We start from the raw sequence: 8791 nt of genomic DNA on the forward strand, positions 1-8791 counted from the left end.
CCCGCAACCGCGCCGGCCGCTGCCGCACCGGCGCCTGCGCCGCAAGCGACGCCGGCTCCCGCGGCGTCGCCTTCCTCGGCGGCCGCGAAGCCGCCGGCCGCAACCGAGCCTGCGGCGGCGAGCGAAGCTGCGCCGCCGGCGAAGACGCGCGCGGCCGCAAGCTCGCGCGCAGCCGCCACGGGCGAGGGCGCGACGCGCGCGAAGAGCGCGTCCGCGTCCCGCGCCAAAGCGGCCGCCGCGCCGGAAGAAGCCGGCGCGGCTCCCGCTGCCGAGGCGCCGGCCAAGAAGCCGGCCGCCTCGCGGCGCAAAACGGCGGCGACGGCAGATGGCGCCTCCGCCGCCGAGCCTGCGGCGGAAGCGCCGGCCAAGAAGCCGGCGACCCGCCGCACGGCGAAGAGCAGCGACGCCGAATAAGCGCCCGGCCAGAGAGAGGGGGCTTCTGCAACGATGCATCTGGTCTATGCAGACGAGAACAACAACGTATACGACCATCCCGACTTGTACGGCGTAGCCCGGAGCGGCGACAACCTGGTGGAACTGCTCGAGGACGAGCTCATTCCGCTTCCGCCCGGAGCGACCTTGGTCGGCCTTCCGTCCACGCGGGCGGTCGGGATGGATCCCGATACCGGGCGAATGATGCCCTTGCCGGGCAACTACCAAGCGGTGGGCGCGCTGCTTCCGCAGGGCTACACCCGCTTTTACGTGCCCGGCTACGCCAAAACCGACAAGACGCAAATGCTGCCGTTGTTCGGCTATACGGCCGTGGTCTGGAAGGATGGCGGCTTCTATGTCGCCGCCTCGCAGAGCGACGACGCCGAACGCTGGAATCCCGACAACTGCGACCGCAAGGAAGTCCGGCTGCAGGTGGATCGCCTGCTCGAAGCTTATCCGGACAACCGGCTGTACAAGCATTTGTCCCATTGCGCCCTTGAATACGAGTGCCTTACTTCCTCCAACACGTTCCTGCAGCGGTGGGAGGGCGCCGTGCCCGTGTCGTTCGCCTGCAACGCCGGGTGCTTCGGGTGCATCTCCGAGCAGCCGGACGACAGCGGCTTCGTCTCTCCCCAGACGCGGCTGCAGTTCAAGCCGACCGTCGACGAAGTGGTGGAGATCATGCTGGAGCATTTGCGCACCCCCGAGTCGATTATCAGCTTCGGACAAGGCTGCGAAGGCGAGCCTTCAACCCAGGCGAAGACGATCGTCGAAGCAATCAAGCAGGTGCGCGAACGGACGAGCATGGGCTACATCAACATCAATACGAACGCGGGGCTGTCCGACCACCTTCGGGCGATTACCGACGCGGGGCTCGATCTGATGCGGGTGAGCACGATCAGCGCGCTGGACGATCACTACAACGCTTATTACCGTCCGCGGGGCTACACGCTCGCGAACGTCGAGAAGTCGCTCAAATACGCGGCGAGCAAGGGGGTCTACACCTCGATCAATTACTTGGTGTTCCCCGGCGTTACCGACCGCGAGGAAGAGATCGAAGCGATGATCGGCTTCGTTCGCCGGACCGGGCTGAAGCTGATCCAGATGCGCAATCTGAACATCGATCCGGACGCGTACCTGTCGCTTATCCCGAAGGCGCAGGGAGAAATTTACGGAATGAAGACGCTGCTCGAGATTTTCCGCGAGGAGCTTCCGGACGTCGTCGTCGGCTCGTTTACCCACGTACCGCCTAATCGGCAAAGGCAGCTTTAAGGCCGAAAACCTCCGATTCCGCTTTTCAAGCGGTACCGGAGGTTTTGCTTTTTTTCGGCGGACTCGTCCGTGCCGGCGTTTAGAGAATGCTTCTAAGATTTGCCGTTTCGTTCTCTCTCAAAGTAAATTTTATATTGCTCCGACTTCCGGTTTACCGCTTCGTAGGCCTTATTATGCTCGATCTGTCTTCGTTCCCATTCCCTCTTATGATTCTCCAGCAAAGCCTGTCGCTCGGGGATGGTCGCATCGCCTTGCACGGTCAATTCGACGAAACGCCGGCGCCATGTCCGATCTCCTCCGCGAAGGCAAAGTCCGCCGGATCGGCTTGTCCGAAGCCGATCCGGCGGATATTCGGCGGGCGCATGCCGTGCATCCGATTACGGCGCTGCAGTCGGAAAATTCGCTTTTCACCCGCGACGTCGAGGACGGAGCGCTGCCCGTTTGCCGCGAGCTTGGCATCGGCTTCGTGCCGTACAGTCCGCTGGGAAGAGGAATTCTGACGGGGAAGATCGGCAGCCCGGACGAATTGGAGGAAGGCGACGCCCGCCGCACCTCCCCCGGCTTCAAGGCGATAACTTAAGTAGAAATTTGGTTCTCTTGCGCGGGTTCGAGGAATTGGCCGATGAGAAAAAAAGCAAGCCGTCTCAATTGGCGCTCGCCTGGCTGCTGGCGCAGGGAGAAGACATCGTGCCGTTCCGGGAACGAAGCGCATTGCTTATTTGGAGGAAAACGCCGCCGCTTCGGCTATTCGGTTAAGCGAGGAGGAGGTCGAGCGAATTGAGGCTGCGGTTCCCAAAGGCGCCGTTTCCGGAGACCGGTTTTTAAGATGGAAGCGCCAATGACCGCGTAAACCGGTACCGCGCCATTCGCCGGCAAAAACAACCGTTGTTCTTTGAGAACGTCCTGTGCTATAATCCGATTATGTGTCTAATACTCTGGGTCCGCCTGTGGCTCAGGGCGAAAAGAGGTGAACGCGCTTGAAGACAGAAATTCAACCGCAGTACCACGTCACTACGGCTACCTGCGCTTGCGGCAACACTTTCGAGACGGGTTCGGTACGTCCGAACATCCGTGTGGAAATTTGCTCCGCTTGCCATCCCTTCTTCACCGGGAAGCAGAAGTTCATTGACGCTGGCGGTCGTGTCGATAAGTTCAAGAAAAAATACGGTCTGTAAGCCGAAACGGTATAGAAACGAACCTCCCTTCCCATCCTACACGGGTAAAGGGAGGTTTTTTCATGCACAAGAACAAGCGGCTATGGGCCGGATTGACCGCCTGCTCGCTTGCCGTCGCGCTTTTTCAGGCGGGCTGCGCCAGCGGCAACAGCAACTCCAGCAGCATCAAATCGCAAAGCTACGCCAATGACGGCTACTTGGGCACGACGAATGCGAATCCCCATATTCCGGGCCGCCATATGGCGCTCAGCTACAAGAACGATGCCGCCCTGATTCAGGAACAGATCAAAAACGTAAGAGGAGTCCGCGGGAGCCGGGTCAACTTTAACGGAACCGATGCCTACGTAACCATTCTGCTGACGCCGGGGCTGAACCCTACGGAGACGCCGACGGTGGAACGGCAGGTCGCGTCCGTTCTCCGGTTTAATTTTCCCCGCTATACGATCCATGTAAGCTCTTCGAAATAGCGCCGGCCCGCGTGACGAAGGGAATCGCTCCCTGCGGTTGCGCTCGGTCCGCGAATTCGTTATACTAAGTCATGCCGTGCTAGACGGGGAGGTAGCGGTGCCCTGTAACTCGCAATCCGCTATAGCGAGGTTGAATTCCTGTCTGAGGTCTTGCCACGCAGGTTCCGGCGTGTTTGGTTTCGTGTTGAGAGCAGGGTCCTTCGCAAGGGACGCCCATGAACCCGGTCAGGTCCGGAAGGAAGCAGCCGTAAGTGGTCACGTTCTTGTGTGGAAGGGTAGCCCGGCAGGAGCGAGCCGGCATGTCCGGCTGGATGGCAACGATCAGGGGCAGGTGCACGGTCCTGATTTTACGAAATAGAACGGAGGAGCGGTTTCTCCGCATCCGTTGGAAGCTTAAAGCATCTCGGCGCAGTCAGGTTGGCGCTCGGGGTGCTTTTTCACGTTCGTTCGGAGAACTGCCGCTTCGCGGGCGACGATTCGCGGCCGGAGAAGGAGGGACAGGGGATACCGCGGGGCAACTTCCCAGGAAGACCGAAGGGGGCGGTTTTATGGAGCATTCGAATAGCGGGAAAAATAGAGAGTATTTCATCAGGCGCTACGTAGAGCGGCTGTTGGTGGACGAATCCGTGGGAATGCTGCTGCTCGACAACCAATTCCGGGTAATCGAAGCGAGCCCGGGCGTGTGCGAGGCGTTGGGCGGAGACAGGGAACGCTTGATAGGGGTTCGGTTGGACGAATGGTGCGCCCGCATGGCGGAACCGCCTCCGATCGGCCGGACGCTTCTGGAAGGAGAGGCGCTGCGCAACCGGAGCTTCGTCTGGCGCTCGGAAGGCCGCGTCCGGAACTGGCTGCTCGACGGAGACGTGCTTCGGGACGGCGATGAAGCCGTCGGCGTTTACGTGACTTTTCGCGACGTGACGTATTCGACGGCATTGGAAGAACAGATTCGCCGGGCGGACCGGCTGAAGATGATCGGGGAAGTCGCCGCGGGAACCGCGCACGAGATTCGCAATCCGCTTACCGCCATTAAAGGGTTTATTCAACTTCTGCATAAATCGTTGACCGACCGGAAGATGAACCGGGAATTGGATTACATCGGCATCGTCATGAGCGAGCTGGAACGGGTTACCTCGCTGGTGAGCGAGTTTTTGCTTCTGAGCAAGCCGAAGGAAGTGGCGCTCGTCCCGGTTCATCTCGGCGAACTGTTCCGGGAGATGCTGCCGATGCTCCGCAACGAAGCGACGATGCACGGCATCCTGCTGAGGTACGAGCCTCGCGCGGACTTGCCTCCCGTTTTTGCGGATAAGGAGTTGCTGAAGCAGGTTTTTCTGAATTTGGGCAAAAATGCGATCGAAGCTATGGAGCAAAGGGGGACGCTGACGATTCGGGAGCGGCGGGGATTCGGCGCGGGGCCGGAAGTTCTCGTCGATGTTTGCGATACCGGGCCGGGCATTCCGCAGGAAAGCCTGGAACGGGTGTTCGATCCGTTCTTCACGACCAAAGAGCAGGGAACGGGGCTGGGGTTGTCGATCTGCCAACGGATCATGCACGAGCTTGGCGGGAGCATCGGCGTCACGTCGGGGAATGGGGGGACGGTATTTACCGTCGCGATCCCGGCAGCCGGAAAGAGAGGGGAAGGAATCGCCGAGGACGGTGGAGCGCTTTCGCCCGATGATGTATAATGGGGCTAAAGCCTAAGCCGACGGGAGCGACGAGGAATGGCCCATATAGCTCTATACCGGGCCTGGCGCCCGCAAGCTTTCCGCGACATGGTCGGTCAGCAGCATATCGTGCAGACGCTGCAGAACGCCATCCGCGAAGACCGTTTGTCCCACGCTTACCTGTTCAGCGGACCGAGAGGGACGGGCAAGACGTCAGCGGCCCGACTTCTGGCCAAGGCGATCAACTGCGAACGGGGACCGGCTCCGGAGCCTTGCAACGAGTGCGAATCCTGCAAGCGCATCTCGGCCGGGACGGTCATGGACGTCGTCGAGATCGACGCGGCTTCCAACCGGGGAGTCGAGGAGATTCGGGACATCCGCGATAAAGTCAAATACGCGCCGACGGAAGTGCGGCGCAAAGTGTATATTATCGATGAAGTGCATATGCTGACGACGGAAGCGTTCAATGCGCTGCTGAAGACGCTGGAGGAGCCGCCGGGTCACGTGATGTTCATGCTCGCGACGACGGAGCCCCATCGGCTGCCGCCGACGATCGTCTCGCGCTGTCAGCGGTTCGAGTTCCGGCGGGTCTCGCTGGAGGAGCAGTCGGAGCGGCTGGCGGAGATTTGCCGGGAGGAAGAAATCGCAGCCGAACCGGAAGCGCTGCGCTATATCGCCCGCTTGTCCGACGGAGGCATGCGGGATGCACTCAGCTTGCTCGATCAGATCTCATCATTTACCGGAGGCCAGGTATCGCTCGGCGACGCCGTGGAAGCGACGGGCGGGCTGCCTTCGGAGCAGTTCGCGCGGCTGGCGACGGCGGTTCGGGAAGCGGACGCCGCGGCCGTGCTGCGGGAAGTGGACGAGATGATGCGGGCCGGCAAGAGCGCGGACAAGTGCCTGGAGCAACTGATGCATTATTTCCGCGATCTGCTTGTCGCCCGGCTGGCGCCTCAAGCCGCGTCCTCTTCGGGCCGGGTGGCCGATCCGGCGGAACTGCGCGAAGTGGCCGAGGGCTTCTCCCGCGAGCGGCTGTTCGCGATCGTCGACCTGCTCAATCGTTACCAGTCGGAGATGAAGTACGCGGCGCATCCGCAGACGATGTTCGAGATCGCCCTGCTTCGTCTCTGCTCGGCGGAAGATTCGCAGCCCGGAGCGGAAGAGAGCGCGCGGCGGTCGGCGCCCGCGGGCAATGCCAACGCCGCTTCGCCCGCCGATGGCGATCAGCTTCGGCATCTTCAGCAGCAGGTCGCCGGGCTCGAGCGGAAGCTCGAGGAGCTGCGGCGCGGGGCGGCTGCCGCCGCTCCGCCCGCCGGCGGCGGAGGAGGCGGCCCGTCCGCCCGAGGCGGGGGCGCAGGCAGCGGCTGGGCCCGAGGCGCTTCCGGCGCCGGAAGCTCCGGGGCCGCGAAAGCGTCGCGGGTGCGCCTGAAGCTGGACGCGTTCCTGGCGGCCAAGGGAACCCCCGACGCGCTGCAAGTGCTGGGCAAGTGGCCGCAAGCTCTCCAACGCGTCAAGGAGGAGCGGGTGACGGTCCACGCCTGGCTGGTGGACGGGGAGCCGGTCTCCTTTGCGAACGATACGGTGCTGGTCGCTTTTCGCAACACGATTCATCGCGAGACGACGGAGAAGCCCGCCAACAAGCAGGTTATCGAAGGGGTTCTCTCGTCCTTGCTCGGACGCCCCGTCCAATTGGCCACGCTGACGCAGAAAGAGTGGCAGGAGGCGCTGGCGGAAGGGGCGGCGGTCAAGAGCGAAGCCGAAGAACTGCAGCTGATGCCCGACGACGGGGGCGAACCGCCGCGGGAGTCTTTGGTTGAGGAAGCGGTCCGGCTTTTCGGGGAAGATCTGGTAATCATTAAAGACGATTGAGGAGGCTTTTGGCCATGAACAACATGAACCAAATGATGAAGCAAGTCAAAAAGATGCAGGAGCAGATGCTCAAGGCCCAAGAAGAACTGGGCAGCAAGACGGTAGAAGGCACGGCAGGCGGCGGCGTCGTGACCGTTACGGTCAACGGGCACAAGAAATTGCTTAACATCGCCATCAAGCCGGAAGCCGTCGACCCGGAAGATGTCGAGATGCTTCAGGATCTCGTGCTGACCGCAGTCAACGACGCTTTGACCAAAGCCGACGACCTGGCCAATGCCGACATGGGCAAGTACACCGGAGGGCTGAAGATCCCCGGCCTGTTCTGATCAAGCGCTTCGGTCGCCCGTCTCGTCCATCGTGGGTGGAGCGGGCGGCCGGGGCTGGAGGAGTATGAATGCGTTGTTCTATCCGGAACCGATAGCCAAACTGATCGATTCGTTCTCACGCCTTCCGGGCATAGGCCCCAAAACAGCCGCCCGGTTGGCGTTTTACGTTCTCCGCATGAAGGAAGAAGACACGATCGACTTCGCCAAGGCGCTGGTCAACGTCAAGCGCCAGCTGACTTATTGTTCCGTATGCTGCAACATTACCGACACCGATCCTTGCCGAATCTGCTCGGACAAAACGCGGGACGCATCCGCCATCTGCGTCGTTCAGGAGCCGAAGGATCTGGTCGCGATGGAGCGGACCCGCGATTTCAGCGGCATGTATCATGTGCTGCACGGGGCGATCTCTCCGATGGACGGCGTTGGCCCCGACGACATTCGGATCGCGGAGCTGCTGCGCCGCCTGAGCGACGAACGGGTGCAAGAGCTCATTCTGGCGACCAACCCCAATATCGAAGGCGAGGCGACCGCGATGTATCTGTCCCGGCTCGTCAAGCCGTTCGGCATCAAGGTGACCCGGATCGCGCACGGCTTGCCGGTAGGCGGCGATCTGGAGTATGCCGACGAAGTGACGCTCTCCAAGGCGCTGGAAGGCCGACGGGAACTATAAACGATCACGGTCGTGAAGCTATAAATACGAGAGGCGCCCTTCGGGGCGCCTTTTCCCATCTTGACGGACCGCCCTCGTTCCTCTTGTTCCTCCGATTCTAACCCGATTCGTTCGGGCATAGAGATGGTATAGGTTGTCTTCATCGGCAACGAGACCGAACGGTGAAGGGGGAACGGGGATGTTTGGCAAAATCGGACGCAAAAACGAAGCTGTCGTCAACGAGGAAAAAGCGAGAATGGTGGAGGATATTCGCCTCGCCCAACAGGAATGCGCGACGGCGCGGTCCAAATTCGACGAGGCGCTTGACTTTGACCAAGTGGACTATGCGGTGTATACGCTGGAGGCCGCGGAGAAGAAACTCGATATTTTGATTCGCAAAGCGAAGCAGCTTTGGGGCACTCCCGGCACGGGTTCGGCCGGCGAATGGGAGATGTACCAATGAGGGCGCTTTGGATCACGATGTTCGCGGTGTCGTCCGGTTCGCTGCTCTGGATGCTCGTTCGCCGCAGGCTTCGGTTGGAATGGCTGGCGAGATTCGGTACGCATTTGGTCTTGTCCGCGCTGGCGATCTACGCACTCAACTTTTCCGGCTTGGCCGCCGGATTGCATGTCCCGCTGAATCCGACGACGATCGGAACGGTCGCCGTTCTCGGACTGCCGGGAATCGGATTAATCCTTGCTCTCCAACATGCGGTTCTGATTTGAAAAATTGCGCTTTAAAAACAAGCGGAACGGATTGACGAGCCGGTGCCCGGTATGATACATTAACTGTCGCGCCTGACCGGCGCGAAAGCGGTCGAATAAAGATTTGGCAGCTGGTATTAATTTCTTGTTGCAATATGGGCGCTGGCTGTGGTACATTATAAAGGTCGCCGCTGAAAGGTGACGGCAAGAAAAAGAAGACCTTGTTCCTTGAAAA

The 8791-nt window shown here is 60.9% G+C and carries 12 protein-coding genes, 1 other RNA gene and 1 pseudogene; 13 read left to right on the forward strand and 1 reads right to left on the reverse strand.

Translation table 11 applies throughout. The features are described 5' to 3' along the window. The 13 genes and pseudogenes from H7C18_RS33570 to H7C18_RS33625 form a co-directional block, all read left to right on the forward strand. A pseudogene (locus H7C18_RS33570) lies at positions 1 to 414 on the forward strand (hypothetical protein); the annotation flags it as partial. A 33-nt stretch (positions 415 to 447) separates the two neighbouring features. Further along, entirely contained in the window at positions 448 to 1704 is a 1257-nt protein-coding gene (locus H7C18_RS33575) for a radical SAM family protein (RefSeq protein WP_185133505.1), read from the forward strand. Between the two features lie 283 nt (positions 1705 to 1987). Beyond that, positions 1988 to 2284 carry an aldo/keto reductase gene (locus H7C18_RS36160; RefSeq protein WP_420481901.1) on the forward strand — a complete coding sequence of 99 codons (297 nt, stop codon included), beginning with the start codon at positions 1988 to 1990 and terminating at the stop codon, positions 2282 to 2284. A gap of 17 nt (positions 2285 to 2301) precedes the next feature. Next, a complete protein-coding gene (locus H7C18_RS36165; RefSeq protein ID WP_420481902.1) occupies positions 2302 to 2460 on the forward strand; it encodes a hypothetical protein in 159 nt (52 codons plus the stop codon). A 221-nt stretch (positions 2461 to 2681) separates the two neighbouring features. Beyond that, positions 2682 to 2879 carry a 50S ribosomal protein L31 gene (gene rpmE, locus H7C18_RS33585; protein ID WP_185133506.1) on the forward strand — a complete coding sequence of 66 codons (198 nt, stop codon included), beginning with the start codon at positions 2682 to 2684 and terminating at the stop codon, positions 2877 to 2879. 62 nt (positions 2880 to 2941) lie between these two features. Next, positions 2942 to 3346 (forward strand): hypothetical protein, encoded by a 405-nt coding sequence (locus H7C18_RS33590; protein ID WP_185133507.1) that lies wholly within the window; start codon positions 2942 to 2944, stop codon positions 3344 to 3346. Positions 3347 to 3420: 74 nt separating this feature from the next. After that, an RNA gene (gene ffs / locus H7C18_RS33595) (signal recognition particle sRNA large type) lies at positions 3421 to 3685 on the forward strand. 209 nt (positions 3686 to 3894) lie between these two features. Then, positions 3895 to 5028, forward strand: coding sequence for an ATP-binding protein (locus H7C18_RS33600; RefSeq protein WP_185133508.1), 1134 nt, complete (start codon positions 3895 to 3897; stop codon positions 5026 to 5028). A gap of 36 nt (positions 5029 to 5064) precedes the next feature. Beyond that, positions 5065 to 6876, forward strand: coding sequence for a DNA polymerase III subunit gamma/tau (gene dnaX, locus H7C18_RS33605; RefSeq protein WP_185133509.1), 1812 nt, complete (start codon positions 5065 to 5067; stop codon positions 6874 to 6876). A gap of 14 nt (positions 6877 to 6890) precedes the next feature. After that, positions 6891 to 7202: a YbaB/EbfC family nucleoid-associated protein gene (locus H7C18_RS33610; protein WP_185133510.1), complete on the forward strand. Its 312-nt coding sequence runs from the start codon at positions 6891 to 6893 to the stop codon at positions 7200 to 7202. Positions 7203 to 7275: 73 nt separating this feature from the next. Beyond that, positions 7276 to 7872 (forward strand): recombination mediator RecR, encoded by a 597-nt coding sequence (recR, locus tag H7C18_RS33615; protein WP_185133511.1) that lies wholly within the window; start codon positions 7276 to 7278, stop codon positions 7870 to 7872. 178 nt (positions 7873 to 8050) lie between these two features. After that, positions 8051 to 8314, forward strand: a complete 264-nt coding sequence (locus H7C18_RS33620) for a DUF2508 family protein (protein WP_185133512.1) — start codon at positions 8051 to 8053, stop codon at positions 8312 to 8314. Further along, positions 8311 to 8577 (forward strand): pro-sigmaK processing inhibitor BofA family protein, encoded by a 267-nt coding sequence (locus tag H7C18_RS33625; protein ID WP_185133513.1) that lies wholly within the window; start codon positions 8311 to 8313, stop codon positions 8575 to 8577. Before H7C18_RS33620 ends, H7C18_RS33625 begins: the two co-directional genes overlap by 4 nt. On the opposite strand, the gene H7C18_RS35445 is transcribed toward H7C18_RS33625, so the two are convergent. Then, on the reverse strand, positions 8542 to 8791 hold a 250-nt coding region (locus H7C18_RS35445; RefSeq protein ID WP_238358137.1), incomplete at its 5' end, for a hypothetical protein. The two genes, H7C18_RS33625 and H7C18_RS35445, sit on opposite strands and share 36 nt — an antisense overlap.

Origin of the sequence: Cohnella zeiphila (assembly GCF_014212055.1) — a bacterium.
GTDB lineage: Bacteria > Bacillota > Bacilli > Paenibacillales > Paenibacillaceae > Cohnella > Cohnella zeiphila.

Bases quoted from the DNA above. Each gene is read 5' to 3' on its own strand.
- H7C18_RS33575 (WP_185133505.1), top strand. From the start codon at position 448: ATGCATCTGGTCTATGCAGACGAGAACAACAACGTATACGACCATCCC.
- H7C18_RS36160 (WP_420481901.1), top strand. From the start codon at position 1,988: ATGTCCGATCTCCTCCGCGAAGGCAAAGTCCGCCGGATCGGCTTGTCC.
- H7C18_RS33590 (WP_185133507.1), top strand. From the start codon at position 2,942: ATGCACAAGAACAAGCGGCTATGGGCCGGATTGACCGCCTGCTCGCTT.
- H7C18_RS33600 (WP_185133508.1), top strand. From the start codon at position 3,895: ATGGAGCATTCGAATAGCGGGAAAAATAGAGAGTATTTCATCAGGCGC.
- dnaX (WP_185133509.1), top strand. From the start codon at position 5,065: ATGGCCCATATAGCTCTATACCGGGCCTGGCGCCCGCAAGCTTTCCGC.
- H7C18_RS33610 (WP_185133510.1), top strand. From the start codon at position 6,891: ATGAACAACATGAACCAAATGATGAAGCAAGTCAAAAAGATGCAGGAG.
- H7C18_RS33620 (WP_185133512.1), top strand. From the start codon at position 8,051: ATGTTTGGCAAAATCGGACGCAAAAACGAAGCTGTCGTCAACGAGGAA.
- H7C18_RS33625 (WP_185133513.1), top strand. From the start codon at position 8,311: ATGAGGGCGCTTTGGATCACGATGTTCGCGGTGTCGTCCGGTTCGCTG.